The sequence below is a fragment of the Achromobacter sp. CF-sbj1-Ac2-l genome, assembly GCF_052698165.1.
The window spans coordinates 472,713-498,354 of record NZ_CP199855.1 but is presented as its reverse complement, the minus strand read 5'-3'; the positions used below and the strand labels follow the sequence as shown (position 1 = coordinate 498,354).

22 protein-coding genes are annotated in these 25,642 nt (G+C 68.4%); 8 read left to right on the top strand and 14 right to left on the bottom strand.

Annotated features, from left to right (window positions below; all coding sequences use genetic code 11):
* Positions 1-2: 2 nt before the first annotated feature.
* The 8 genes from ACUDCK_RS02330 to metH all read right to left on the bottom strand — a co-directional run bounded on the left by ACUDCK_RS02330 (position 3) and on the right by metH (position 9,842).
* On the bottom strand, positions 3-734 hold the full coding sequence (locus ACUDCK_RS02330) for an amino acid ABC transporter ATP-binding protein (RefSeq protein ID WP_049077414.1): 732 nt from the start codon (positions 732-734) through the stop codon (positions 3-5).
* A gap of 107 nt (positions 735-841) precedes the next feature.
* The gene (locus ACUDCK_RS02325; protein WP_049070959.1) at positions 842-1,501 is read right to left on the bottom strand and encodes an amino acid ABC transporter permease; all 660 of its coding nucleotides are present in this window, start codon (positions 1,499-1,501) and stop codon (positions 842-844) included.
* Entirely contained in the window at positions 1,498-2,163 is a 666-nt protein-coding gene (locus ACUDCK_RS02320; RefSeq protein ID WP_006392647.1) for an amino acid ABC transporter permease, read from the bottom strand. The genes ACUDCK_RS02325 and ACUDCK_RS02320 overlap by 4 nt, the downstream gene beginning before the upstream one ends.
* A 33-nt stretch (positions 2,164-2,196) precedes the next feature.
* A complete protein-coding gene (locus ACUDCK_RS02315; RefSeq protein ID WP_054483548.1) occupies positions 2,197-3,234 on the bottom strand; it encodes an L-idonate 5-dehydrogenase in 1,038 nt (345 codons plus the stop codon).
* A gap of 12 nt (positions 3,235-3,246) precedes the next feature.
* Positions 3,247-4,080 (bottom strand): substrate-binding periplasmic protein, encoded by an 834-nt coding sequence (locus ACUDCK_RS02310; RefSeq protein WP_024067608.1) that lies wholly within the window; start codon positions 4,078-4,080, stop codon positions 3,247-3,249.
* A 131-nt stretch (positions 4,081-4,211) separates the two neighbouring features.
* Positions 4,212-5,078 carry a substrate-binding periplasmic protein gene (locus ACUDCK_RS02305; RefSeq protein WP_054503339.1) on the bottom strand — a complete coding sequence of 289 codons (867 nt, stop codon included), beginning with the start codon at positions 5,076-5,078 and terminating at the stop codon, positions 4,212-4,214.
* Positions 5,079-5,161: 83 nt separating this feature from the next.
* Positions 5,162-5,890: a FadR/GntR family transcriptional regulator gene (locus ACUDCK_RS02300; protein WP_006386875.1), complete on the bottom strand. Its 729-nt coding sequence runs from the start codon at positions 5,888-5,890 to the stop codon at positions 5,162-5,164.
* Between the two features lie 178 nt (positions 5,891-6,068).
* Positions 6,069-9,842 carry a methionine synthase gene (gene metH / locus ACUDCK_RS02295; protein WP_054503338.1) on the bottom strand — a complete coding sequence of 1,258 codons (3,774 nt, stop codon included), beginning with the start codon at positions 9,840-9,842 and terminating at the stop codon, positions 6,069-6,071.
* Between the two features lie 448 nt (positions 9,843-10,290).
* Here metH and ACUDCK_RS02290 point away from each other — a divergent pair, with 448 nt between their 5' ends.
* The 6 genes from ACUDCK_RS02290 (at position 10,291) to ACUDCK_RS02265 (ending at position 17,479) form a co-directional block, all read left to right on the top strand.
* The gene (locus ACUDCK_RS02290) at positions 10,291-12,327 is read left to right on the top strand and encodes a TonB-dependent receptor (protein WP_020925368.1); all 2,037 of its coding nucleotides are present in this window, start codon (positions 10,291-10,293) and stop codon (positions 12,325-12,327) included.
* Between the two features lie 54 nt (positions 12,328-12,381).
* On the top strand, positions 12,382-13,290 hold the full coding sequence (locus ACUDCK_RS02285; RefSeq protein WP_024067604.1) for a cobalamin-binding protein: 909 nt from the start codon (positions 12,382-12,384) through the stop codon (positions 13,288-13,290).
* A 247-nt stretch (positions 13,291-13,537) separates the two neighbouring features.
* A complete protein-coding gene (locus tag ACUDCK_RS02280; RefSeq protein ID WP_020925370.1) occupies positions 13,538-14,347 on the top strand; it encodes a thiazole synthase in 810 nt (269 codons plus the stop codon).
* Positions 14,344-15,186 carry a bifunctional hydroxymethylpyrimidine kinase/phosphomethylpyrimidine kinase gene (gene thiD, locus ACUDCK_RS02275; protein ID WP_020925371.1) on the top strand — a complete coding sequence of 281 codons (843 nt, stop codon included), beginning with the start codon at positions 14,344-14,346 and terminating at the stop codon, positions 15,184-15,186. Before ACUDCK_RS02280 ends, thiD begins: the two co-directional genes overlap by 4 nt.
* 180 nt (positions 15,187-15,366) lie before the next feature.
* Positions 15,367-16,047, top strand: a complete 681-nt coding sequence (locus tag ACUDCK_RS02270; RefSeq protein WP_054483542.1) for a protein-L-isoaspartate O-methyltransferase family protein — start codon at positions 15,367-15,369, stop codon at positions 16,045-16,047.
* A gap of 100 nt (positions 16,048-16,147) precedes the next feature.
* Positions 16,148-17,479: a TolC family outer membrane protein gene (locus ACUDCK_RS02265; RefSeq protein ID WP_054503334.1), complete on the top strand. Its 1,332-nt coding sequence runs from the start codon at positions 16,148-16,150 to the stop codon at positions 17,477-17,479.
* Positions 17,480-17,495: 16 nt separating this feature from the next.
* On the opposite strand, the gene ACUDCK_RS02260 is transcribed toward ACUDCK_RS02265, so the two are convergent.
* The 6 genes from ACUDCK_RS02260 to ubiE all read right to left on the bottom strand — a co-directional run bounded on the left by ACUDCK_RS02260 (position 17,496) and on the right by ubiE (position 23,417).
* Positions 17,496-17,984, bottom strand: a complete 489-nt coding sequence (locus ACUDCK_RS02260) for an adenylyltransferase/cytidyltransferase family protein (protein WP_054503333.1) — start codon at positions 17,982-17,984, stop codon at positions 17,496-17,498.
* Between the two features lie 25 nt (positions 17,985-18,009).
* The gene (locus ACUDCK_RS02255) at positions 18,010-18,888 is read right to left on the bottom strand and encodes a ferritin (protein ID WP_006386867.1); all 879 of its coding nucleotides are present in this window, start codon (positions 18,886-18,888) and stop codon (positions 18,010-18,012) included.
* A gap of 180 nt (positions 18,889-19,068) precedes the next feature.
* Positions 19,069-20,622, bottom strand: coding sequence for a ubiquinone biosynthesis regulatory protein kinase UbiB (ubiB, locus tag ACUDCK_RS02250; RefSeq protein ID WP_054503332.1), 1,554 nt, complete (start codon positions 20,620-20,622; stop codon positions 19,069-19,071).
* A gap of 3 nt (positions 20,623-20,625) precedes the next feature.
* Complete coding sequence (locus tag ACUDCK_RS02245) at positions 20,626-21,264, bottom strand: ubiquinone biosynthesis accessory factor UbiJ (protein ID WP_054503331.1); 639 nt, start codon at positions 21,262-21,264, stop codon at positions 20,626-20,628.
* Positions 21,265-21,459: 195 nt separating this feature from the next.
* A complete protein-coding gene (locus ACUDCK_RS02240; protein WP_175167195.1) occupies positions 21,460-22,461 on the bottom strand; it encodes a Tim44 domain-containing protein in 1,002 nt (333 codons plus the stop codon).
* 179 nt (positions 22,462-22,640) lie between these two features.
* Positions 22,641-23,417, bottom strand: coding sequence for a bifunctional demethylmenaquinone methyltransferase/2-methoxy-6-polyprenyl-1,4-benzoquinol methylase UbiE (gene ubiE / locus ACUDCK_RS02235; RefSeq protein WP_175143735.1), 777 nt, complete (start codon positions 23,415-23,417; stop codon positions 22,641-22,643).
* A 161-nt stretch (positions 23,418-23,578) separates the two neighbouring features.
* On the opposite strand from ubiE, the gene phoB reads away from it, so the two are divergent.
* Together phoB and phoR are read left to right on the top strand one after the other, a co-directional pair.
* A complete protein-coding gene (phoB, locus tag ACUDCK_RS02230; protein ID WP_054503330.1) occupies positions 23,579-24,277 on the top strand; it encodes a phosphate regulon transcriptional regulator PhoB in 699 nt (232 codons plus the stop codon).
* Positions 24,278-24,289: 12 nt separating this feature from the next.
* Complete coding sequence (phoR, locus tag ACUDCK_RS02225) at positions 24,290-25,597, top strand: phosphate regulon sensor histidine kinase PhoR (protein ID WP_054503329.1); 1,308 nt, start codon at positions 24,290-24,292, stop codon at positions 25,595-25,597.
* The last annotated feature ends 45 nt before the right edge of the window (positions 25,598-25,642 follow it).

Here is a 25,642-nt window from a genome sequence, read left to right as displayed (position 1 = left end):
GTTCAGCCTTCCCAGCCCAGGTGGCTGAGGAAGTCGCGGGTACGGGCGACCTGCGGGTTGTCGAAAATCTGCGCGGGCGGGCCCTGTTCCAGGATGGCGCCGTTCTCGAACACCACCACCCAGTTGGCCACTCGCCGCGCGAAACTCATTTCATGGGTGACCACGATCATGGTCATGCCTTCCTGCGCCAGCTTCTTCATGACGTTCAGCACCTCGCCCACGGTCTCGGGGTCGAGCGCCGAGGTCGGCTCGTCGAACAACATCACTTCCGGCTCCATCGCCAGGGCGCGGGCGATGGCCACGCGCTGCTGCTGGCCGCCGGACAGGTTGGCGGGGAAGTTGCCGGCCTTGTTGGCCAGGCCGACCTTCTCCAGCAGCGCCATGGCGCGGGCCCGCGCCAGTTCCGGCGCCATGCCGAGCACGGTGATGGGCCCCATGGCGACGTTGTCCAGCGCCGACTTGTGCGGGAACAGCTCGAAGCTCTGGAACACCATGCCCATGCGCTGGCGCACCTTGCGCACTTCCGATTCGGCCTCCGGCACCGCCACGCCATCCAGCAGCACGCGGCCGCCGTCGATCTTCTCCAATGCATTGGTGCAGCGCAGGAGCGTGGACTTGCCCGAGCCGGACGGGCCGATCAGGCACATCACCTCGCCCTTGTTGACCTGCAGCGAGACGTCGTTCAACGCCACGAAGTCGCCAAAGACCTTGCGCACGTGCTCGTACACCAGCACCGGCGGCTGATCGGCGCCCTTGCGTGCGGCGGCCGTTGCCGCGCGGGTCGTTGCTGCGGCCGCCGCCGCGCCGGTCGTGCCGGCCACTTGTTCCAGGATCATCTCGTTCACTCCTTGACTCCGTATTTGCGGTGGATCCAGTCGACCAGCTTGGCCTGCGGATAGCCCATCAGCCAATAGATCACCGCCATCGCGGTCAGCATTTCCAGCACGCGGAAGCTCTGCGCGCGCACCTGCATCGAGGCATAGGCCAGCTCGCTGACGGCGATCACCGACACCAGCGAGGTGTCCTTGAACAGCGAAATCCAGGTGCTGGCCAGCACCGGCAGGATGCGCCGCGCCGCCTGCGGCACCAGCACCTTGAACATGGCCTGGCGGCGCGACATGCCCATCGCCAACGCCGCCTCCATCTGGCCCTTGCGGATCGAATTGATGCCGGCGCGGAAAGTCTCGGAGTTGTAGGCCGACACGTTCAGCACCAGCGCCACCAGTGCCGTGGTCACCGCCGAGAACTGCACGTCCAGCGCCATCGGCATCACGTAGAACGCCCAATAGATCACCAGGATCAGCGGCAGGTTGCGGAAGAACTCGACGATCGCCACCGCGATGCCATTGGCAACGCGGTTCGACGACAGCCGCATCAGCGCCAGCACCATGCCGCCGGGCACCGCCAGCGCCATCGTCACCACCGTCAGCATCACGGTCATGGCCGCGCCCTGCAGCAGCACCTGGCGCGAGTCCCAGATAATTCCCCAGTCCAGATTCATGAGCGCCCCAGGTGTGCGTAACGTTGGTACAGCCGGTCCACGCCGCGCGTCACCGGGAACAGGATCACGAAATACGCCACGATCACCGCGGTGAACACCTCGATCGGCCGGTAGCTCTGCCCGGCGATGGTCTCGGCCTTGTGCATCAGTTCGGGCACCGCGATCACCGTGGCGATGGCGGTGTCCTTGATCGCCACCGTCAGCACCGAGCCGAAGGCCGGCAGCATGCGGATGGTGGCCTGCGGCAGGATGATCTTGCGCAGCGCCTGGGCCCGCGACATGCCGAGCGCCAGGCCGGCGCGCATCTGTCCCGGGCGCACCGACTCGATGCCGGCGCGGATCACCTCGGCAGAATAGGCCGCGATGTGCAGCGTCAACGCCACCAGCGCCGCCCAGAACGGCGCGAAGGTCACCCCGGCCAGCAGCGGGAAGGCGAAGTAGATCCACACCAGCACCACCAGCACCGGGATGGCGCGCATGCTGTCGATGTAGAACACCAGCAGCACCCGCAGCCAGCGCGGCCCGTACAGGCGCAGCAGCGCGATCACCAGGCCCAGCAGGATGCTGGACACCGCCGTGACGGCGCTCAGCGCCACCGTGATGCCCAGGCCGCTGGCGAAGAAGCGCCAGTTATCGACGATGGGGGAAAAATCGAAGTCCATGGAATCTCCGTGCGGTCGCGAGCGCGGCCGGGCTCAGAACGTCACCATCACTTTCATGGCCTGGCGCCGGTCGGCCGCCAGCGCGAAGGCCTCGTGCGCCTGGCGCGCCGGCACCGCCGCCGTCAGCAGCGGCGCCACGTCCACCAGGCCGCGGCCCAGGTAGTCGACCGCCCAGGCGTATTCATCGACGAAGCGGAAGCTGCCGATGACGTTCAGGCTCTTGACCATGATCTGGTTGAACGGGCACTGCTCGCTGCTGCCGCCCAGCGTGCCCACCGTGACGATGGTGCCGCGCGGCCGCGTGGCGCGGATGCAGTTCGCCAGCCCGGCGTAGTTGCCGGAGGCCTCGAAGCACACATCGACCGTGCCCTTGCCCGCCGCCAGCTCGTCCAGCGCGCCCGGCTCGGCGGCGGCGTTGATGGTGCGCGTGGCGCCGACCTTGGCGCAGGTTGCCAGGGTCTGGTCGACGATGTCGACCACGATGACCTGGCTGGCGCCGGCCAGGCGCGCCGCCATCAGCACCAGCGCGCCGATCGGCCCGGCGCCCACCACCATCACCGTCTTGCCCAGCAGCGTGCCGGCGCTGCGCACCGCGTGCAGCGCCACCGCCAGCGGCTCGCCGAAGGCAGCCAGCTCGAACGACAGGCTGTCCGGCACCGGCACGCACTGCTTTTCCTGCACCACCACCTGCTCGCGCATCGCGCCCTGCATGTGCGGATAGCGGCTGGCGCTGCCGAAGAAGAACACCGCCTCGCAGTGGTTGGAATCGCCCTGGCGGCAGTAGCGGCACACGCCGCAGGTGCGCGCCGGATCCAGCGCCACGCGGTCGCCGGGCTTGACGGCGGTGACCGCCGAGCCGACCTCCAGCACCTGGCCCGAGGCCTCGTGGCCCGGCGTCAGCGGTTCGCGGATGACGAAGTCGCCGACCCGGCCGTGACGGTAGTAATGCAGGTCCGAACCGCAGATGCCGACCGCCTTGACGCCGACGCGCACCTGCGTCGGGCCCAGCGGCTCGGGCGCCTGTTCCACCAGCCGCAGGTCCTCGGCCCCATGAATCGCGCAATTGAGCATGGTGTGTCCGCCTTACTTCAGGTTCTGCGTCATGCGGCGTTCTTCGGCCACCAGTTCGGGATGCATGCGCGCTTCCACCTTGCGCAGCCACTCCAGGTACACCGGCTGGTTCTTGGCCACGCCCATGCCCGCGTCGATCGCGAAGATCTTGCTGTCCTGGCAATCGTTTTCCTTGGGGAACACGGCCAGGCCCTTGACCTTCCTGCTGATGTTGGGCCACAGCATGCGGTTCAGCGGCGCCACGTCGGAGCGGCCCGCCAGCACTTCCTCGATCGGCGCCACCGAACCCGAGTTGGTGACGCCGCGCAGCTTGGCCTTGGGAAAGTTCTCCAGCACCAACGGCTCTTCGCCCGCGCCCGAGAAGTACGCCATGGTGATGCCGGGCTGGTTGAAGTCCTCGACCTTGGTGGCGCTGGTGAACTTGGGGTTGGACGCCAGGCCGAACATGCAGACGCTGGTGTTCGAGAACGTGACGAAGTCGATGATCTTGGCGCGCTCGGCGTTCTGGTTCAGCGGCCCGATCATGATGTCCATCTGATTGGCGATCAGCGCCGGCACCTTGGTTTCGTGGCTGACCTGCACCGGCACGATCTTCACGTCCAGCAGGCGCGCGAATTCCTTGCCCAGCAGCCACGACGAGCCCATCCAGGGCTCGCCCGAGCCGGTGGTGTTCTGCACCAGCCACGGCGGGTTGTTGACCACGCCCACGCGCAGCACGCCGGCCTTACGAATGGCGTCGATGCGCGGGCTCTCGCCGGGCGCGGGCGGCGTCTGCGCCTGGGCGGTGGCGGCGCCGGCCAGCAGCAGAGCGGTGGCGGCGAAACGGGTGAGGAAGGACGGTTGCATTGCGGTCTCCTTGGAGGCAAGCCCGGCGGCGGACGCCGGATGCGGGCGCGCGAGGCCGCGGGCAGTCGCCCGGGCCGCGCGCCTTGCGCGGGGTCGGTGAATCCAGTGGGGTGGGGAAAGGCCGGAGCGGCCTACGGGGTCTGTTCGATGATGCGCATTTCGTCGGCGTCCAGGCGCGTCTTCATGCCGGCGGCCACCTGCCGCAGCCAGGCCAGGTATTCGGGCTGGTTCTTGTCGATCGCCAGGCCCACCGGCGAGGCCTTTTCGGTGCTCTGCTGGCAGTTGGCCTCGGCGGGCAGCGCGGTCAGGCCGCGCACCTTGCGGCTCAGGCCGACCCAGGGCACGCGGTTGATCGGCGCCGCGTCGGCGCGCTTGGCCATGATTTCCTCGATCGGCGCGGTGGCGCCCGAGTTGGCCACGGCGCGCAGCGTGGCGTTGGGAAAGCGCTGCTTGACCCAGGCTTCCTCGGCGCCGCCGGTGAAGTATGCGATGGTGACGCCGGGCCGGTTCAGATCATCGACCGACTTGGCCGCGGCCATTTTGGGATTGGACGCCAGGCCAAACAGGCAGACGCTGGTGGACGAATACAGCACGAAGTCGACCACTTTCAGGCGCTCCGGCGTCTCGGCCAGCGGGCTGATGGTCATGTCGACCTGGTTGGCCGCCAGCACCGGCACCTTGGTCTCGTGCGAGACCTGCACCGGCGTCAGCTTCACGCCCAGCAGGCGGGCGTATTCCTTGGCCAGCAGCCAGGCCGGGCCGCTCCAGCCCTCGCCGCCCTTGCCGGACACGTCCTGCAGCAGCCAGGGCGCATTCTGCAGCACGCCGACGCGCAGCTCGCCCGCCTTGCGGATCGCATCGATGCGCGCGCTCTGGCCCGCCGCGGGCGCTTCCTGCGCCATCGCCGGCGCCGCCAGCGCATAAGCCGTCAGCGCGCACGCCGACAACATCGCCGCCGCCCTGTGCCAGGCGCGGCTCCCCTTGTTCCTTTGCTGCATCCTGTTGTCTCCTGATGTGTGTCGCCCGGTTCCGGGGCGCGGTATCTTCCGCGCTCTGCCGGGGGCCGCCTGCCGGTATTACGTCAACGCCACCCCTGCGCGAACTCGCCGATCACGCGTTCGAGGTGATTGCGCATTGCCTGCCGCGCGCCATCCGCATCGCGCGCCACCAGCGCGCTGAAGATGCGCTGATGGTCTTCCTGCGAGGCCTGGCGCAATTCCTGCGTGTGGAAATGCTGTTCGATCTTTTCCCAGATGGGGCCTTGCGCCTGGTCCCACATCGCCGTCACCGTGCCCAGCAGCACGCTGTTGCCGGTGGACTGCGCGATGTACAGGTGGAAACGGCGGTCGGCCTCCTGGTTCTCTTCCTTGTGCATCATCTGTTCGCGCATGGTGGTCAGCGCCTCGAAGATGCGGTCCAGGTCGGCGTCGTTGCGCGTCGTGGCCGCCAGCGCCGCGATCTCGGATTCCACCAGGCAGCGCGCGCGCAGCAGTTCGAACGGACCGGCGCCCGGCTCCTGCGCGGCCGGCAGGCGCGCCACGCCCGGCTTGGGCTCACAGACGTAGATGCCCGAGCCGCCGCGCACTTCCACCACGCCCTGCAGTTCCAGCGCGATGATGGCCTCGCGCAGCGAGGTGCGGCTGACGTCGAAGCGCTCGGCCAGCGCCCGCTCGGCCGGCAGGCGCTTGCCCACCGCGAACTCGCCCTGCGCGACCAGCGCCTGGATCTGCGCGGCCAGCCGCAGGTAGGCGCGGTCGGCCACCGGCTTGCTGGCGGGTTCCTCGGGCTTGGGGATCAGTTGTAGTGTCATGGCGTTGAAAGTGGTTGGACCAAATATTATGTGGTTTACCAATTTGGCACATCATGGTTTACCACTATCCATTTGGTAAACCGTCCGAGTAAAACAAAGCGCCGCGCCGGACGAGCCGGGGCGGCGCTGGGGTGGCGCTGGGATACCGGGCGGGCCCGGCGCGGCGGCGGAACCCGCCTCAGCCCAGGTTCGGCGCCAGCGTGCGCTTCAGATCCTCGATGCTGCGGCCGCTGCGCGCGGCGTAGTCCTGCAACTGGTCTTCGCCGATGATGCCGACGTTGAAATACTGCGACTGCGGATGGCTGAAGTAGAAGCCCGACACGCTCGAGGCCGGGAACATGGCGTAGCTGTCGGTCAGCATCATGCCGATGTCGGCGCCGTCCAGCACGCGGAACATGTCGGTCTTGACCACGTGCTCCGGGCAGGCCGGATAGCCCGGCGCCGGGCGGATGCCGACGTACTTCTCGGCGATCATGTCGTCGTTGGACAGCGCCTCGTCCGGCGCGTAGCCCCACAGGTCCTGGCGCACGCGGGCGTGCAGGCATTCGGCGAAGGCTTCGGCCAGGCGGTCGGCCAGCGACTTGAGCATGATGCCGGAATAGTCGTCCAGCGCCTTCTCGAACTCGGCTTCCTTCTTCTCGATGCCGATGCCGGCCGTCACCGCGAACATGCCGATGTAGTCGAGCTTGCCGCTGGATTTGGGCGCGATGAAGTCCGACAGCGACTTGTTGCTGACGCCCTCGCGCTTGGCGCCCTGCTGGCGCAGGTTGCGGTAGGTGAACAGCACCTCGCTGCGGCTCTCGTCCTTGTAGACCTCGATGTCCTCGTCGTTGACGCTGTTGGCCGGATAGAAGCCGACCACGCCGTTGGCGGTCAGCCAGCGGCCCTCGACGATGCGTTTCATCATGGCCTGGCCGTCGGCGTAGACCTTGCGCGCCTGCTCGCCCACCACCTTGTCGTCCAGGATCGCCGGGAACGGCCCGAACAGACTCCAGGTCTGGAAGAACGGGCCCCAGTCCACGTACTTCGCGATCTCGGCCAGGTCATAGCTCTTGAAGGTGCGGCGGCCGATGAACTTGGGGCGCGGCGGCGTGTAGCTGTCCCAGTCGATCCGCGGGCGCGAGGCGCGCGCCTCGGCCAGCGGCAGGATCGGCGCGGCCTTGCGGTTGGCGTGGCGGCGGCGCACGTCCTCGTATTCCTCGGCCAGCTCCGCCAGGTAGGCGTCCGCCTGGTCGGACATCAGGCTGGTGGCCACGCCCACCGAACGGCTGGCGTCTGGCACGTAGATCACCGGGCCTTCGTAGTTGGGCGCGATCTTCACGGCCGTGTGCACGCGGCTGGTGGTGGCGCCGCCGATCATCAGCGGCACCTTGCGGCTGCGGAAATACTCGTCGCGCTGCATTTCCGAGGCGACGTAGGCCATCTCTTCCAGGCTGGGCGTGATCAGGCCGGACAGGCCGACGATGTCGGCCTTCTCTTCCTTGGCCTTCTCCAGGATCTGGGCGCAGGGCACCATCACGCCCATGTTCACCACTTCGAAGTTGTTGCACTGCAGGACCACCGAGACGATGTTCTTGCCGATGTCGTGCACGTCGCCCTTGACGGTGGCGATGACGATCTTGCCCTTGGCGCGCACGTCGCCGCCGGCGGCCGCGATCTGGCGCTTTTCCTCTTCGATGAAGGGGATCAGGTGAGCCACGGCCTGCTTCATCACGCGCGCCGACTTCACCACCTGCGGCAGGAACATCTTGCCGGCGCCGAACAGGTCGCCCACCACGTTCATGCCGTCCATCAGCGGGCCTTCGATCACCTCGATCGGACGGCCGCCGCGCGCGGCGATCTTCTGGCGCACCTCTTCGGTGTCCTCGACGATGAAGGCGGTAATGCCGTGCACCAGCGCGTGCGACAGGCGCGCCTCGACCTCCGCATTGCGCCAGGCCAGGTCTTCTTCCTTCTTCGCGCCCGAGCCCTTCACCGTGTCGGCGAACTGCACCAGGCGCTCGGTCGGCGTGCGTTCGTCGGCCGGGTCGGTCTTGCCGACCGGCTCGGCGCGGTCCAGCACCACGTCCTCGACCAGGTCGCGCAGCTTGGGATCGAGGTCCGCATACACGCCCAACTGGCCGGCGTTGACGATGCCCATCGTCATGCCTTCCTTGACCGCGTAATACAGGAACACGGTGTGGATGGCCTCGCGCATCGGCTCGTTGCCGCGGAACGAGAAGCTCACGTTCGAGACCCCGCCCGAGATGCGGGCGTGGGGCAGGTTCTCGCGGATCCAGCGGGTGCCCTCGATGAAGTCGACGGCGTAATGGTTGTGCTCGTCGATGCCGGTGGCGACCGCGAACACGTTGGGATCGAAAATGATGTCTTCCGGCGGGAAACCCTCTTCCTCGACCAGGATCTTGTAGGCGCGGCCGCAGATTTCCTTGCGGCGCTCCAGCGTGTCGGCCTGGCCCAGTTCGTCGAACGCCATCACCACCACCGCCGCGCCGTAGCGGCGGCAAAGGCGCGCATGGTGGCGGAACGGCTCCAGTCCTTCCTTCATCGAGATCGAGTTGACCACCGGCTTGCCCTGCACGCACTTCAGGCCGGTCTCGATGACGTCCCACTTGGAGCTGTCGATCATCACCGGCACGCGCGCGATGTCGGGTTCGGAGGCGATCAGGTTCAGGAAGCGGTGCATGCACGCCACCGAATCCAGCATGGCCTCGTCCATGTTGATGTCGATGATCTGCGCGCCGTTCTCGACCTGCTGGCGGGCCACGGCCAGCGCCTCGTCGTATTTCTCTTCGCGGATCAGGCGCGCGAACATCTTGCTGCCGGTGACGTTGGTGCGTTCGCCCACGTTCACGAACAGCGTGTCCTCGTCGATGTTGAGCGGCTCCAGGCCCGACAGGCGGGTCTTGACCGGGATCTCCGGCACCACCCGCGGCGTCAGCGCCGCGACCTTGTCGGCAATCGCGCGGATGTGGTCGGGCGTGGTGCCGCAGCAGCCGCCGGACATGTTCACCAGCCCGGCGCGGGCGAATTCCTCCAGCAGCGCGGAAGTATCGGCCGGGGTCTCGTCGAAGCCGGTCTCGGCCATCGGGTTGGGCAGGCCGGCGTTGGGGTAGACACAGACGTAGGTGTCGCAGATCTTGGACAGCTCGGCCACGTACGGGCGCATCAGCGCCGCGCCCAGCGCGCAGTTCAGGCCGATGGTGACCGGCCGCGCATGGCGCACCGAGTTCCAGAAGGCCTCGACGGTCTGGCCCGACAGGATGCGGCCGGAGGCGTCGGTGACGGTGCCCGAGATCATCACGGGCAGGCGGATGCCGCGCTGCTCGAACACTTCCTCGGTGGCGAAGATCGCCGCCTTGGCGTTGAGCGTGTCGAAGATGGTTTCGATAAGGACGATGTCGATGCCGCCGTCCAGCAGGCCGTTGAGCTGTTCAATGTAGGCCACGCGCAGCTCGTCGAAGGTGACGTTGCGGGCGCCCGGGTCGTTCACGTCGGGCGAGATCGACGCCGTCTTGGGCTGCGGGCCGAGCGCGCCGGCCACGAAGCGCGGCTTGTCCGGCGTGCTGTACTGGTCACAGGCCTGGCGCGCCAGTTGCGCGGACACCAGGTTCAATTCATAGGCCAGTTCCGGCAGGTCGTAGTCGCCCTGCGCGATCGAGGTGGCGCCGAAGGTGTTGGTCTCGATGACGTCGGCGCCGGCTTCCAGGTACTGGCGGTGGATCTCCGAGATCACGTCCGGCCGCACCAGCGACAGCAGCTCGTTGTCGCCCTTCAGGTCCTTGCCATGGCCGGCGAAGCGCTCGCCGCGGAAATCGGCCTCGCCCAGCTTGTAGCGCTGGATCATCGTGCCCATGGCGCCGTCCAGGATCAGGATGCGCTGGCCCAGCAGGCGGGCGAAATCGCCGCCACGGGTGAAACTCTCGGGCGGGTAAGGCAGGCGGGGATACGACACGTTCAGGTCCGAAAGGAGGGTTGGGCAACGAAAGCGGCCGCGCAAATGTCGCTAAAAAACGATAAAGGCCGAAAAATCAACCCCTGATCGTAACAAAACAGGCCCTGTTTCGCCCTCCGGTGATACAGTTTCGGCCCCGAACCGGTGCTTTCGGCGCACAGGGACAGGCAAGAACGCAACACTTGCCGGTCCGCGCGCGAAAGGTAAACGGGAAACAGGAAGACATCCGCCCCGCCGCCCACAAGGCCGGCTGGCCCGGATATCCAGCCTGTGCTGCCCCCGCAACGGTCCCCATGCGCGCGATGCGCCCATGGCAGCCCGATACCGGCCTGTTCGATCGCCAGGACGCCCGTCCGGCGCCCGCTCCCCAGGGATCGCGGCGTGGCCCCGGGTTTCCTCCCCATCGTGATTGACCTGCGGGGTCGCGGGTCGCATCGAGGTCTTGTAGATGAAATCCCGCTCCATCCGGCGCTACGCTGGCGCCCTGCTCTGTTCCGCCCCGGCCCTCTCGGCCGCCCAGCAAGCCGCCACCCCCGCTCCCGAACTCGACACCGTCACCGTCACCGCCCAGCGCGTGCCCAGCGACGGCCGCACCTTGCCGGTGTCGATCTCCGTCATCACCGCGGAAGACATCGCCGCCAGCAGCGCCCGCACCATGCAGGACCTGCTGTCGACGCAAGCCGGCATCCACCTGATCAACAGCTCCGGCTCGGCGGACGGCGCCATGGTCGACCTGCGCGGCTTCGGCGTGACCGGCGCCAGCAACACGCTGATCATGATCGACGGCGTCAAGCAGAACCCCAACGACCTGTCCGCCCCCAACCTGGGCGTGGTGCCGCTGGACCAGGTCGAGCGCGTCGAGATCGTGCGCGGCAGCGGTTCGGTGCAATACGGCGGCGGCACCACCGGCGGCGTGATCAACATCATCACCCGCAAGGACTTCGCCAAGGAGCCGGTCACGGCCCGCGCCACCGCCACCTTCGGCAGCTACGGCCTGCGCCAGTACGACGCCGCCGTGGCCCTGAACAACCAGAAGGTCGGCGTCGACGCCTACATGCAATCGCTGCACAGCGATGGCTACCGCGACAACAACGCCGAAACCCGCGAGGGCGGCGGCGGCGGCATCACCTTCCGCCATGCCGACGGTTCGATCCGCTTGTACGGCAACACCACCACGCAGCGCCTGGAACTGCCCGGCCCGCGCCAGATCAATCCGCTCACCGGCCTGAACCAGTACCAGGACGACCGCCGCGGCTCCAAGAACGACGCCGACTTCATCAAGTCCACGTCCACCACCATCGGTCTGCAACTCGAACAGGCGCTGGGCGTCGGCACGCTCTACGCCGACCTGGCCAGCCGCAACAAAAAGCTGCACGGCCTGACCTATGCCTCGCCGAGCATGTTCGACAGCGGCGGCGACACGCTGCGCGACCAGAAGCTGGTGGAAAACAGCGCCAGCCTGCGCTACCGCCTGCCGATCAGCGGCGGCCACAGCGTCGTCTTCGGCGCCGACGCGCTGGAGTCCCGGACCACGGTCACGCAGGACGCGTACTACGACCCGGTCCAATCCAGGATGCAGTCGCGCCAGCATCAGTACGGACTGTTCGCCGAAGGCCAGATCCGCGCCACCGAGAGCACCAACGTCACCATGGGCGTGCGGCGCCAGTATGCCTCGGACAAGCTGGAAATCCTGGCCGGCTCGGGCGGCAACCCCTCGGACAGCGGCCACCACCTGACTGCCTGGCAGTTGGGCGTGCGCCAGGATCTGAGCAACGGCTTCGGCGTGTACGGCAAGGTCGGCCGCAGCTTCCGCCTGGCCAACAGCGACGAATTGCTGTGGGTGCAGAACCCGCTGGCGCCGCAGACCTCCACCGACAAGGAACTGGGCGTGACCTGGCAATCGGAGCGCAGCAGCGCCCGCCTGTCGTGGTTCCGCTATGACCTGACCAACGAAATCCAGTACAACCCGCTGGCCGACATGTTCGGCGCCAACGTCAACCTGGACCCGACCCGGCGCCAGGGCATCGAACTGGAAGGCCATCACGAAATCGTCCGCGGCGTGACGCTGGACGCCAACGTGACCTGGATGGAGGCGCAATTCCGCTCGGGCACCTACAACGGCGTCGACCTGGCCGGCAAGACCGTGCCGATGGCGCCGAAGTGGCTGGCCAATGCCGGTGTGACCTGGCGTCCCACCGATGCGTTCCTGTGGAACGTGGCCGCGCAATACGTCGGCAAGTCGCGCCTGGACAACGACCAGGCCAACGAGTTCGACAAACAGCTGGACGCCTACGTGCTGTTCAACACCAAGGTCGCGTACAAATTCACCCGCAATATCGAAGGCGCGGTGGGCGTGAACAACATCCTGGACCGCAAGTACGCCACCTACGGCATCCGCAGCGGCAGCATGGGCGAAACGGGTCCGTACAACCTGTACCCCGCGCCCGGCCGCAACTTCTACGCCTCCCTCACGCTGCGCTACTGAGCGGCGATCCGATATAGTCGGCGTTGTTCCACGCCGACCGTATCGATCCCTCGCATGACCTTCGTCCGCGCCCTTCCGTTCGCCGTCCTGGGGCTGCTGTCCGGCCCCGGTCCGGCGGCGGCCGACACCCCTGCCGGCCCCACTGCGGCGATCCACGCGCGCGACGATCGCGGCCGCGACCTGACCCTGGCGGCCCCGGCGCGGCGTGCGGTGACCCTCGCGCCGCACGCCACCGAGCTGGTCTACGCGGCCGGCGCCGGCGCCTACCTGGTCGCCACCATCCGGGGCAGCGACTATCCGCCCGCGGCTCGCGCCCTGCCGGTCATCGGCGACGGCACCCAGCCCGATCCCGAGCGCGTGGCCGCCGCCCGTCCCGACCTGGTCATCGCCTGGCAACCATCGGCCGCCGCGCCGCTGGCGCGCGTGATGGACAAGCTGGGCGTGCCGCTCTACTACAGCGACCCGCAGACGCTGGCGGCCATCCCCGACGCGGTCGAACGCCTGGGCGTGCTGTTCGGCACCGAGGCGCGGGCGGCGCCCGCCGCCCAGGCCCTGCGCGCGCGGCTCGACGCGCTGGCCGCGCGCTACGCCGGCCGCGCGCCGGTGCGCGTCTTCGTGCAGGCGGGCCTGGACCCGATCTACACCCTGAACCACGCCAGCATCGTCAGCGACGCGCTGCGGCTGTGCGGCGGCGTCAACGTCTTCGAGCAGGCGCCGGTCGTGGCCCCGCAGGTCGGCCTGGAAAGCGTGTTGGCGGCGCGGCCCGACGCGGTGCTGGCCGGCGTCTCCGCGCCCGCGGACACCGCCCGCAACCTGGCGGCCTGGCGCGCCATGGGCCTGCCGGCGGCGCTGGCCGGCCACGTCTACGGCATCGACGCCGACGCGCTGTACCGCCCCGGCCCGCGCCTGATCGACGCGGCCGAGCAGTTGTGCGCGGACCTGGACGGCCTGCGGGCGCGCTAGGGCCGGCGGCTCGAAAGCCCCCGCCCGGCGCGGGGCCGGCGGCATACCCCTGTCCGCGACCCGCTCATTCGCGCCCGCCCGTCGTGCGCGGCAAGCGCGATTTGTGGAACGCGCCAGCGTGGCCTTGGTCGCAGCCGCGCCGCGCCGTGCTTTATGATTCGCCTAACCGTGATCAACCCGTTGATCCCCGATGATCAGCCAGCCCCCGCGGGTCCCGCTGCGCGCGCCCGCTCTTTGAAGCACCGCCATGACCACTCAAGACACTCTCACCATCGCCGGCCGCGCCTATTCGTCGCGCCTGCTCGTCGGCACCGGCAAGTACAAGGATTTCGAACAGACCCGCGCGGCGCTGGACGCCAGCGGCACCGAGATCGTCACGGTCGCCATCCGCCGCACCAACATCGGCCAGAACCCGGGCGAGCCCAACCTGCTCGACTACGTGCCGATGTCCAGGTTCACGCTGCTGCCCAACACCGCCGGCTGCTACTCGGCCGACGACGCCGTGCGCACGCTGCGCCTGGCGCGCGAACTGCTGGACGGCCACGCCCTGGTCAAGCTGGAAGTGCTGGGCGACCCGCACACGCTGTTCCCCAACATGCCCGAGACCCTGAAGGCCACCAAGACCCTGGTCGACGAAGGCTTCCAGGTGATGGTCTATTGCACCGACGATCCCATCCAGTGCCGCATGCTCGAAGACATGGGCGCCGTGGCCGTGATGCCGCTGGCCTCGCTGATCGGCTCCGGCATGGGCATCCTGAATCCCTGGAACCTGCGCCTGATCATCGACCAGGCGCGCGTGCCGGTGGTGGTGGACGCCGGCGTGGGCACCGCCTCGGACGCCGCCATCGCCATGGAACTGGGTTGCGACGCCGTGCTGATGAACACCGCCATCGCCGCCGCGCGCGACCCGGTGCTGATGGCCAGCGCCATGAAAAAGGGCGTCGAGTCCGGCCGCGAGGCCTTCCTGGCCGGCCGCATGCCGAAAAAGCTCTACAGCGGCGCGCCCAGCTCGCCCACCGAGGGCCTGATCACCGCCGCGCCCGGCGCCGCCAAATGAGCAGCCGCCAGCCGGCCGCCAACGGCCGCCCGATCCCCAACGCGCTGACCATCGCCGGCGTCGACCCGTCCGGCGGCGCCGGCATCCTGGCCGACGTCAAGGCCATGAGCGCCCTGGGCGCCTATGGCTGCGCCGTCATCGCCGCGCTCACCGCGCAGAACACCCAGGGCGTCAGCGGCATCTCGCCGGTGCCGCCGGCCTTCGTCGGCCAGCAGATCGACACCCTGTTCGCCGACGTGCGCATCGACGCGGTCAAGATCGGCATGCTGGGCCAGCAGCCGGTGATCCAGGTGGTGGCCGAAAAGCTGGCCAAGTGGACCCCGGCGCACGTGGTGCTGGACCCGGTCATGGTGGCCAAGAGCGGCGACCTGCTGCTGGAACGCGACGCCGTCGGCGCCATGCGCGAAGCGCTGCTGCCGCAGGCCACGCTGCTCACCCCCAACCTGCCCGAGGCCGGCGTGCTGCTGGAAGAGCGCCCGGTGGAAACGGTCAAGGAAATGCGGCGCGTGGCCGAACGCCTGCGCAACAAGCTGGCGCATTCGGGCCAGCGCTGGGTCATGGTCAAGGGCGGCCACCTGCCCGGCAACGACACCATCGACCTGCTGCACGACGGCGACCGCATGATCGAGCTGCCCGGCCACCGCATCGAGACCGCCAACACCCACGGCACCGGCTGCACCCTGTCGGCCGCCCTGGCCGCCCTGCTGCCCCAGGTCGAGGACGTGCCCGAGGCGGCGCGCCGCGCCAAGGCCTACCTGACCGAAGCCATCCGCCACGCCGAGCGCCTGTCGGTCGGCTCCGGCCATGGCCCGGTGCACCACTTCCACGCCTGGTGGTGAGACCGGCGGGGGGACTCCGTGCCGGATTCCCCCGCCCGCCTGGCCGTGATTGCGTCCGAAAGCGCCGCGACCGCCGGCCCGTTTCCGGGCGTGTAACCAGGCGGCCCGCTCCCCGGCGTCACAGGACGCTACGAATCGGTACAATGGTCGGCTGATTCCTCCGCTTTTTTCCTGACCGTCATGAACGCTTCGACCCTGCCCGACGTAGAACAAGCCCGCTTCAACATGGTGGAACAGCAGATCCGCCCGTGGGACGTCCTGGACGCCAACGTGCTGCAAGCACTGTTCGATGTGCGCCGCGAACAGTTCGTTCCGCCGGCCCTGCGCGCCCTGGCGTTTTCCGACCTGGAACTGCCGCTGGAAATCAACGCGGTCAATACCCGCCAGACCATGCTCGCCCCCAAGGTCGAAGCCCGCCTGGCCCAGGAACTGCAACTGAGCAAGTCCGACTGCGTGCTGGAAATCGGCACCGGCTCCGGCTACCAGGCCGCGCTGCTGGGCTACCTGGCGCAGCAGGTCACCTCGGTCGAGATCGACAGCCGCCTGGTCACGTTCGCGCAGCAGAACCTGCAGATGAACAACGTCACCAACGTCAAGGTCGAAACCGGCGACGGCCGCAACGGCTGGGGTTCCACCGAATACGACGCGATCCTGGTGACGGGTTCCGTGCCGGTCGTGCCCGACGCGCTCAAGTACCAGTTGCGCGTGGGCGGCCGCCTGGTCGTCGTCGTCGGCCAGGCCCCCATCATGACGGCCTGTCGCATCACCCGCACCACCGCCGCCAGCTTCGAGACCGTCAATCTGTTCGAAACGGTCATCAAGCCCCTGCGCGGCGCCACGGTGTCGCAGTTCAAGTTCTGAGTTCCCAGGCGGGGCCGTGCGGCCCCGCCACGCCGGCCCGCCCGCCACACGGGCCCCCGCCCTGGATTCCCTGGAGCAGCACCCCTCCCCCTGACAGATCATGCGCGTCCGACTGCTTACGGCTTTACTGGTTTTTACCTCCGCCGCAAGTGTCGGCCCGTCTGTCGCGTGCGCGCAGAATCTGCTGCAGGTGTGGCAATCCGCCCTGGGCAATGACCCCATCTATGCGGCGGCCCGCGCCAACTACCGCGCCGGGCTGGAAAAGGAACCGCAGGCGCGCGCCCTGCTGCTGCCCGAGGTCTCGGCCGGGGTCGGCGGCGCCTACCAGGAAACCCGCAGCACCCGCGGCCTGAGCATGGCCTACAGCGGCGGCCGGGGCGTCTGGGACCTGGCGCTGAGCCAGCCGCTGTTCGACTGGGGCCGCTGGCAGAACTACGAGCAGTCCAAGCTCATCGTCGCCGATGTCGAGGTGCAATTGCAGCAGGCCTACCAGGACCTGCTGCTGCGCGTGGCCGACGCCTATTTCAACGTGCTGTACGCCCAGGACGCCCTGACCGCGACCGAGGCGGAGAAAGCCGCCGTGGCCGGCCAGTTGGAGTCGGCCAAGCGCAACTTCGAGCTGGGCAACGCCACCATCACCGACACCTACGAAGCGCAGGCGCGCTACGACCTGGTGGTGGCGCAGGAACTGCGCCTGCAGAACGACCTGGACGTGCGCCGCGACGAACTGGCCAGGATCATCGGCGCGGCCCCCGGCGCGCTGGCCGAACTGCCGCCGGGTGTGCAGTTGCCCGCGCCGCAGCCGGCCCGCGTGGCCGACTGGAGCAACCAGGCCGAATCCTCCAGCCTGGAGGTGCTGCGCGCCCAGTTGCTGACGCGCATCGCCGGCCGCGAGATCCAGATCGCCAAGAGCGGCCACTACCCTACCCTGAACCTGCGCGCCACCAGCGGCAGCGCCAGCGACGCGGTGATGCGCAATGCCACCCCCGGCAAGCCGATCGACAGCACCATCGGCGTGGTGCTGTCGATTCCCTTGTATTCGGGCGGCGGGGTGTCCTCGCAGGTCACGGAAAAGGTGCAGCTCGAACAGAAAGCTCGCCACGATTTCGAGGCGGCGCGGCGCCAGGCGGTGCAGGCCGCGCGCCAGTACTACACCGGCGTCACCAGCGGCCTGGCGCGCATCCAGGCGCTGGAAGCCGGCGAGAAGTCCAGCCGCGCCGCGGTCGAGGCCAACCGCACCGGCTACGAGGTGGGCGTGCGCATCAACCTGGACGTGCTCAACGCCCAGCAGCAGCTCTACGCCACCCAGCGCGACCTGGCGCTGGCGCGCTACAGCACGGTGCTGTCGGGGCTGCGCCTGAAGGCCACCAGCGGCATCCTGGCCGAGTCCGACCTGGAAGCCATCAACCGGTTGCTGCGCGAACCGCGCTGAGCGTGTGGCGCCGGGCTCAGGCGCCCTGGATCTTCTTGACCAGCGCCGTGGTGGAGCGCTCGAACTCGAACGGAATGGCCACCGCGCGGCCGCCCCAGGTCTTGACCAGGGCGGTCTCGGGCAGCTTTTCCATGTCGTAGTCGCCGCCCTTGACGATCAGGTCCGGCTTGAGCTGGCCGATCAGGGCCTCGGGCGTGTCCTCGTGGAACGAGGTGACCACCGTGACAAAACCCAGCGCCGCCAGCAGCGCGGCGCGGTCTTCCATGCGGTTCAGCGGGCGCTCGGCGCCCTTGCCCAGGCGGCGCACCGATTCATCGGTGTTGACCGCCACGACCAGCGTGGCGCCCAGTTGGGCGGCCTGGTCCAGGTAGGTGGCGTGGCCCCGGTGCAGGATGTCGAAGACGCCATTGGTGAACACCAGCGGCCGCGGCAGGCGGCCGGCGGCAACGGCCGCGACGCAGTCGTCGCGGGACAGGACTTTGGATTCGAAACGGGCGGCTGGCATGCCGCGATTGTACGACGGCGCCCGGTCAGGCGCCGGCCAGCACGATTTCCTTTTCCTTGGGCACCACCAGCGCCGTCATTTCCTTGCGATAGCGGTTCAGGTCCTTGACCGTCTCGAAGCTGCGGTCCATCAGCTTGGACAGGATGTGCAGGATGCGGGTGGCGACCTTCTGTTCCCAGATGCCGTCGAAGCGGATCTGGCTGTCCAGCCAATGCTCCAGCCAGCCCGGCTCGGGCAGGCGCGACTGCACCGTGTCGTTGGGGAACAGGTCCTTGTTGACGTGCAGGTTGGTCGGGTGCAGCGCCTGCTGGGTGCGGCCGGCCGAGGCCATCAGCACGCCGATCTTGGAGAACGCCAGGCGCGCCTGGACGCTGGTGTCCTCGCCGCGGTTGTGCAGGGCGCGGCGCATGTACTGCAGGTAGGCGCCGGCATGGCGGGCCTCGTCCTGCGCCACGGTCTTGTAGATGGCCTTGATGACCGGCTCGGTATGCCATTCGGCGGCGCGGCGATACCAGTGGTTCAGGCGCACTTCGCCGCAGAAATGCAGCATCAGCGTTTCCAGCTCGGGCGCGACGTCGAATTCGAAGCGCACGTTGTGCAGCTCTTCCTCGGTGGGCACCAGGTCGGGACGGAAGCGGCGCAGGTATTCGATCAGCACCAGGGAATGCTTCTGTTCTTCGAAGAACCACACCGACATGAACGCGCAGAAATCGCTGTCGCCGCGATTGTCGCGCAGGAACATCTCGGTGGCCGGCAACGCGGCCCATTCGGTGATGGCGTTCATCTTGATCGTGTGCGCCTGCTCGTCCGAGAGCTTGCTGCGATCGAAGTCGCCCCAGGGAATATCGTGCGCCATGTTCCAGCGCACCGCTTCCATGGTCTTGAAGAGTTCAGGATAAAGCATGTTCTGCCCTTGTTTTGTCCCGCTGTGGGGCTATAGAAATTGATGAATGGCGCACGCACTTGCCGGCGTGACGCTGCACAAGTCTGCCCAGCGCTATTTTTCGCCGTCTCCCGCGAAGCTATGATGACCGTTTCATGAATGAAACATGACAGGGGGATCGCACTTACACCATCGCGCCGCCTATCGGGTCAATGCCCACAACGCCACCCCAATCGCCAGGGCCAGCACGCCAACCAGCGCCGCGACGAGCCGGTTGTTCTGTTCCTGGGCCCGCCGCAACTGCGCCATCTCGGCCAGCAGCGCCGGCGAGAGGTTCGGGCGGTTCAGGTGGTCGTGGACCAGCCTGGGAAGCGCCGGCAGCATCTGCGACCACTGCGCGGCTTCTTTTTCCAGGCTCTGCCGCAGGCCCTTGATTCCGACACGCTGGCGCATCCAGCGTTCCAGATAGGGCTTGGCGGTCTTCCAGAGATCCAGGTTGGGGTCGAGCTGCCGCCCCAGGCCTTCGACGTTCAGCAACGTCTTCTGCAGCAGCACGAGCTGCGGCTGGATCTCCACATTGAACCGGCGCGAGGTCTGGAACAGGCGCAACAGCACCTGGCCCAGGGAAATCTCGGACAACGGCCGGTCAAAATAGGGTTCGCAGACGGCGCGCACCGCGCCCTCCAGTTCTTCCTCGCGCGTGTCGGGCGGCACCCAGCCGGACTCGATGTGCAATTGCGCCACGCGGCGGTAGTCGCGGTGGAAGAAGGCCAGGAAGTTCTGCGCCAGGTAGTTCTTGTCGAATTCCGACAGCGAGCCGACGATGCCGAAGTCCAGGGCGATATAGCTGCCCAGCGTCTCGGGCCGGTCGGACACGTAGATGTTGCCCGGGTGCATGTCGGCGTGGAAGAAGCCGTCGGTGAACACCTGGGTGAAGAAGATCTCGACGCCGGTGCGCGCCAGGGTCGGGATGTCGATGCCGGCGGCGCGCATGCGCTCGACCTGGCCCACCGGCACGCCGTACATGCGCTGCATGGTGAACACGGTGGACGCGGTGTACTCCCAGATCACCTCGGGCACCATCAGCATGTCGCCGCGGCCCGATTCCGGGCCGAAGTTGCGGCGCAACTGGCTGCAGTTGGAAGCCTCGCGCACCAGGTCGAGTTCGTCGTGCAGGTATTTGTCGAACTCGGCCACGACTTCGCGCGGCTTGAGCCGGCGGCCATCGGCGCCCAGGCGCTCGATGATGCGGGCCACGATCTTGAGCAGCGACAGGTCTTTCTCGATGATGCCGAGCATGCCGGGGCGCAGCACCTTGACCGCCACCTCGCGGCCGTCGTGCAGCACCGCGAAGTGCACCTGGGCGATGGAGGCCGACGCCACCGGGTCCACCTCGAACTGCGCGAACAGCTTTTCGGGCGGCGCGCCCAGCGCGGCCTCGATGCAGGCCGCGGCCTGGGCCGACGGGAACGGCGGCACGCGATCCTGCAGCAGCGCCAGCTCGTTGGCGATGTCGGCGGGAATCAGGTCGCGGCGGGTGGACAGCACCTGGCCGAACTTCACGAAGATCGGGCCCAGCGATTCCAGCGCCAGGCGCAGCCGCAGGCCGCGCGGCTGGCGTGGCCGGGTCCCCAGGCGGATGACACGCAGCAGGCAGGTGGCCAGCGGATGGTTCAGGCTGGACAGCACCAGCTCGTCCAGACCGTAGCGCAGCGAAACCAGGATGATACGAAGCAGGCGAAGCAAGGGAAACATGGGTCAGGCGCCTCGCTTGGCGGCGACCGTGGCCAGTCGCGATTGCAGGGCGGCGGCCGAGCGCGTCAGGGCGTCGGCGCGGGCGTTCAGCTCGGCCAGGTCCAGGCGCCATTGCTCCAGCGCCGGGCGGCCCAGCAGCATGCCGCTTTCCTCGGCCAGGTACTCGGACACGTTCTCGGCCATGCGCTGGCCGGCCTCGCGCGCGCCGCCGGCGGCCGCGCGCAGCCCGCCCGCGATGCGCAGCGCGGGAATGTCGCCCACCAGCCGGGCCAGGCTGTCTTCCGGGTCCCAGCGCAACTGCTTGGACAGGTCCGCCACCACCTGGGCCAGGGCGGCGTCGCCGGAAATATGCGTGGCTTCGGCGAAATCGGGCGCCGCGCCGCCCGCGCCCAGGCGCGGCAGCGGCAGCTTCTCGGGCGCCACCGTCAGGGTCACATCGGGCACCACGGCGGCATCGGCCTGGGCCGCCAGCCCCTCGCTGTCGATGGTCAGGCCCAGCGTGAAGCCGCCCAGCGCGAAGCGCACGGTCTTGCCGGCGTGGCGGGCCAGGCGTTCGCGCGCCCAGTCCTCACGCTTCAACAGGGCGTTGAGCGCGCCGACGGCCAGCCGTGCAGGAGTGGGCAGAAACGAAAAGGGCAACATGACGGTCCGCGACCCCGCGCAACGGGGCTGACGAAGTTGATGGGTAAATCGGGAGTGTAACGGGTTGGATGGGGGTGTGTTCCGGACAGTCGGGACGCGGTTTGCGCCCGCGCATGGAAAAACCGGCCCTGAGGGGCCGGTTGTGGCGGACGGCCGCGAGGCCGCCGCGATAGCAGGAGATTGGCGCCAGCCGGATCAGCTGGCGTATTCCACCGGGATCTGCTGGATGCCGGCCAGCAGCCAGCCGCCGTTGGCGGGCTTGAACAGGTTCCAGACTTCCTCGAAGCGGAAGGCTTCGGCGCCCGGGGTTTCGCGCAGCATGCCCGAGAAACGCACGCTGGCCAGGTGACCGTCGGACACGGTTTCGATGCCCAGCAGCTCGGCGTTCAACAGCACCACTTCGGTCTTGTTGGGGGCCGCGCCACGCTCGGCCAGTTGCGGCTTGAGCTCGGTGATCAGGTCGTCGGTCAGGTAGTCGCGCAGGCGGTCGGTGCTGCCGCTGTCCCACACGGCCTGGATGCGCACGAACTGTTCCTTGGCCTGCTTCAGGAAGTTGGGCGTATCGAAGTCGCCGGGCACGAACCAGTTGTTGTCGTCACCCGCCTTGGGCAGCACGGCGGCCGGGGCGGCAGCGGCGGCTGCGACCGGCGCCGCGGTCGGAGCGGCCGGCTTCAGCGCCTCACGCCACATGGGCTGCTGCTGCGGCTGGCCAGGCGCGTTGTTGGCGCCGCCGAAGGCGCCCTGCGTGGCCGGACGCGGCGCCGCGCCGCGCAGGCGGCGGATGATGAACATCACGGCGAACACGACCACGGCGATCAGCAGCGCGGACGACAGGAACTCGGCGAAGGCGCCCGACAGGCCCATGCTCGAGAGCAGCGCGGCGATGCCCAGGCCGGCGGCGATGCCGGCGATGGGGCCGAGCCAGCGCGAGGCGCCGCTCTTGGCGGCGGCGCCCGCGGCGCCGGCCGTGGCGGCGCCGGCGGCCGCCGGGGCCGCGGTGGCGCCCGCGGTGTTGCTGGCGGCGGTCGGCGGCGTGGTCGCCTGGCGCTGCTGGGTCACATTGGAGGATTGGCGGCCGACGCTGCTGCCGCCGCCGGCGCGGCGGGCTTCGGCGTCAAACGACGCCGTCACCAGCGCAGCGCCGGAGATGGCGATGAGCGCCGCGGCGACAAACCGCGAGAAACAGAATTTGGTCATGGATTTGCTCCCTCGTACCCGCGCTTCCCGCTGCCCCGAGCAGCGGAAAGCCGCACGGATCGTGCGGCCGTTCAGCGCGACTTTCTTACAATAATCTGAATGACGTAAGAATAACGGACAAGCCGTCGCCCCACAAGTTCCCCCGGGGCAAAGAAAAGCCGTATCGGACCCAGGGCAGGTCAGCCCAGGCGCACGCCCTCATGCAGGGCGGCGATGCCGGCCGTCAGGTTGAAGTACTGCACCCGCTCCAGGCCGGCGGTGCGCAGCATCTCCGCCAGGGTTTCCTGGTCGGGGTGCATGCGGATCGATTCCGCCAGGTAGCGGTAGCTGGCCTCGTCCTTGGCCACGGTCTTGCCCAGCCAGGGCAGCACGTTGAAGGAGTACCAGTCGTAGGCCGGCGCCAGCGGCTTGGCGATGCGGGAGAATTCCAGCACCAGCAGCTTGCCGCCCGGCTTGAGCACGCGGGTCATCTCGGCCAGCGCGCGGTCCTTGTGGGTCATGTTGCGCAGGCCGAAGGCCACGCTGACGCGGTCGAAATACCCCGTCGGGAACGGCAGGCGCTCGGCGTCACAGACGGCCGTGGGCACCAGCAGGCCGGCGTCGGCCAGGCGGTCGCGGCCGACCCGCAGCATGGAATCGTTGATGTCGGTCAGCCAGACCTCGCCGGTGGGGCCGGCGCGCTTGGCGAAAGCCTTGGCCAGGTCGCCGGTGCCGCCGGCGATGTCCAGCACCTTCATGCCGGGGCGGATGGCGGCGCGGCCGATGGTGAAGGCCTTCCAGACGCGGTGCAGGCCGGCCGACATGAAATCGTTCATGATGTCGTAGCGCTGCGCCACCGAATGGAAGACTTCGGCGACTTTGCGGGCTTTTTCGCTTTCCGGCACCGATTGGAAGCCGAAATGCGTCGATTGGGACGCGGAATCCGCGGAATGTTGCGATTCGGAGGGGTTTTGCATGGTGAATTCCCGATATATCGTCCAATGGTAGCCTATCGGGGCCCGCCGGATGCCGCCCGCGGGCGGCGCAAGGCACCGTGCGGTCACATACCTGAAATATTGCGGCCATACTATCGCAATGTTCGCGCCGCGCCGGCGCTCCGAAGCGTGCCCTATCCGCCATGTCCAGCACCATCCTCGTCGTCGAAGACGAACCCGCAATCCAGGAACTGATCGCCGTCAACCTGTCCTTCGCCGGCCACAAAGTGCTGCGCGCCTTCGACGCCGACCAGGCCCAGACGCTGATCCGCGCCGAGCTGCCCGACCTGATCCTGCTGGACTGGATGCTGCCCGGCACCTCCGGCCTGGCCATGGCGCGCAAGCTGCGCAACGACGAGCGCACCCGCGCCGTGCCGGTCATCATGCTGACCGCCAAGGGTTCCGAGCAGGACAAGGTCGACGGCCTCGAAGCCGGCGCCGACGACTACATCACCAAGCCCTTCTCGCCCAAGGAGCTGATGGCCCGCATCAAGGCCGTGCTGCGCCGCCGCGCGCCGCAACTGACCGACGACGTGATCGACGTGGGCGGCCTCAAGCTGGACCCCGTCACGCACCGCCTGTCGGGCAACAGCCTGTCGCTGCAGATCGGCCCCACCGAATTCCGCCTGCTGCACTTCTTCATGACCCACCCGGAACGCGTGTTCTCGCGCTCGCAACTGCTGGACCAGGTCTGGGGCGATCATGTCTTCGTCGAGGAACGCACCGTCGACGTGCATATCCGCCGGCTGCGCAAGGCGCTGGAGCCCAGCGGCCACGACGCCCATGTGGAAACGGTGCGCGGCAGCGGCTACCGGTTTACGGCACAGGTCCCGGCGCGGTAAAACTCCCGCACGATGATCTGGCTGCGCACCCTTATCCTGGTCGCCCTGTGGGCGGCGATCGCGCTATTGGCGCAATGGCTCATTGGAGATCCGGCCGGTTGGGTGCTGTTCAGCGCCGCGCTGGCCACCATGCTGCTGTGGCGAAGTTGGCGCCTGCACCTGGTGTCGCACTGGGCCAGGCATCCCGACACCTCGCCGCCCGCCTCGGTCGGCCCCTGGGACGATATCCTCGCCCCCCTCTACCGCTACACCCGGGCCCGCGCCCGCGAGCTGGCCGAGACACGCGACACCATGCAGGGCATGCTGGCGGCCGCCCAGGCCCTGCCCGACGGCGCGGTCACGCTCAATGAAGACTTCCAGATCGACTGGTGCAACCGCATGGCGCGCCAGCACCTGGGCCTGCGCCTGCCGGCCGACCGCGGCCACAACCTGCTGAACCTGCTGCGCGCGCCGGAATTCGTCGAGTACGCCCACCGTTCCTCGTGGCCCGACCCGATCCTGGTGCGCCTGGGCCAGAACGGCCAGGAACGGCTGATGATGATGCAACTGACGGCCTACGCCAGCAACCAGCGCCTGCTCATCACCCGCGACGTCACCCAGATCGAGCGCCTGGAAACCACGCGCCGCGACTTCGTCGCCAACGTCTCGCACGAACTGCGCACGCCGCTGACGGTGCTGGCCGGCTTCCTGGAAACGCTGCGCGACATGCCCGCCGACGCCCTGCCGCCCGAGCAGCGCGCGCAGTACCTGGATATGATGCACGAGCAGGCCCAGCGCATGCAGGCCATCGTCGAGGATCTGCTGACGCTGTCGACGCTGGAATCGTCGCCGGGCAGCGACCCGCGCGCGGTCAACATGGGCGCGCTGCTGCAGAAGGCGCGCCAGCAGATCGAGGCCCTGTCCGGCGGGCGCCATGTCATCGAATGGCACATCGACGAAACGCTCGACGTGCTGGGCGCCGAGACCGAGCTGACCTCGGCGCTGTCGAACCTGTTGACCAACGCCGTGCGCTACACGCCCGACGGCGGCACCATCACCGTGCGCTGGGAACGCGAGGCCGATGGCAGCGGCCGCTACAGCGTGCAGGACACCGGCATCGGCATTCCCGCCCGCCATATCCCGCGCCTGACCGAACGCTTCTACCGCGTCGACCGCGGCCGCTCGCGCGCCGTCGGCGGCACCGGGCTGGGGCTGGCGATCACCAAGCACATCGCCATGCGCCACGACGCGGAACTGCTCATCACCAGCGAACCCGGCAAGGGCAGCGTGTTCGCGCTGCGCTTCCCGCCAGACCGCATCGCCGTCGATCCGTCCGCCTGAACGCTACACGCGCAACGCGCGCAGCGGGCAGGATCCGCGCCGCAA

Coding starts and splice junctions, on each gene's coding strand:
- ACUDCK_RS02325 (WP_049070959.1), bottom strand. CDS start 1,501: ATGAATCTGGACTGGGGAATTATCTGGGACTCGCGCCAGGTGCTGCTG.
- ACUDCK_RS02320 (WP_006392647.1), bottom strand. CDS start 2,163: ATGGACTTCGATTTTTCCCCCATCGTCGATAACTGGCGCTTCTTCGCC.
- ACUDCK_RS02315 (WP_054483548.1), bottom strand. CDS start 3,234: ATGCTCAATTGCGCGATTCATGGGGCCGAGGACCTGCGGCTGGTGGAA.
- ACUDCK_RS02310 (WP_024067608.1), bottom strand. CDS start 4,080: ATGCAACCGTCCTTCCTCACCCGTTTCGCCGCCACCGCTCTGCTGCTG.
- ACUDCK_RS02305 (WP_054503339.1), bottom strand. CDS start 5,078: ATGCAGCAAAGGAACAAGGGGAGCCGCGCCTGGCACAGGGCGGCGGCG.
- ACUDCK_RS02300 (WP_006386875.1), bottom strand. CDS start 5,890: ATGACACTACAACTGATCCCCAAGCCCGAGGAACCCGCCAGCAAGCCG.
- ACUDCK_RS02290 (WP_020925368.1), top strand. CDS start 10,291: ATGAAATCCCGCTCCATCCGGCGCTACGCTGGCGCCCTGCTCTGTTCC.
- ACUDCK_RS02285 (WP_024067604.1), top strand. CDS start 12,382: ATGACCTTCGTCCGCGCCCTTCCGTTCGCCGTCCTGGGGCTGCTGTCC.
- ACUDCK_RS02280 (WP_020925370.1), top strand. CDS start 13,538: ATGACCACTCAAGACACTCTCACCATCGCCGGCCGCGCCTATTCGTCG.
- thiD (WP_020925371.1), top strand. CDS start 14,344: ATGAGCAGCCGCCAGCCGGCCGCCAACGGCCGCCCGATCCCCAACGCG.
- ACUDCK_RS02270 (WP_054483542.1), top strand. CDS start 15,367: ATGAACGCTTCGACCCTGCCCGACGTAGAACAAGCCCGCTTCAACATG.
- ACUDCK_RS02265 (WP_054503334.1), top strand. CDS start 16,148: ATGCGCGTCCGACTGCTTACGGCTTTACTGGTTTTTACCTCCGCCGCA.
- ACUDCK_RS02260 (WP_054503333.1), bottom strand. CDS start 17,984: ATGCCAGCCGCCCGTTTCGAATCCAAAGTCCTGTCCCGCGACGACTGC.
- ACUDCK_RS02255 (WP_006386867.1), bottom strand. CDS start 18,888: ATGCTTTATCCTGAACTCTTCAAGACCATGGAAGCGGTGCGCTGGAAC.
- ubiB (WP_054503332.1), bottom strand. CDS start 20,622: ATGTTTCCCTTGCTTCGCCTGCTTCGTATCATCCTGGTTTCGCTGCGC.
- ACUDCK_RS02245 (WP_054503331.1), bottom strand. CDS start 21,264: ATGTTGCCCTTTTCGTTTCTGCCCACTCCTGCACGGCTGGCCGTCGGC.
- ACUDCK_RS02240 (WP_175167195.1), bottom strand. CDS start 22,461: ATGACCAAATTCTGTTTCTCGCGGTTTGTCGCCGCGGCGCTCATCGCC.
- ubiE (WP_175143735.1), bottom strand. CDS start 23,417: ATGCAAAACCCCTCCGAATCGCAACATTCCGCGGATTCCGCGTCCCAA.
- phoB (WP_054503330.1), top strand. CDS start 23,579: ATGTCCAGCACCATCCTCGTCGTCGAAGACGAACCCGCAATCCAGGAA.
- phoR (WP_054503329.1), top strand. CDS start 24,290: ATGATCTGGCTGCGCACCCTTATCCTGGTCGCCCTGTGGGCGGCGATC.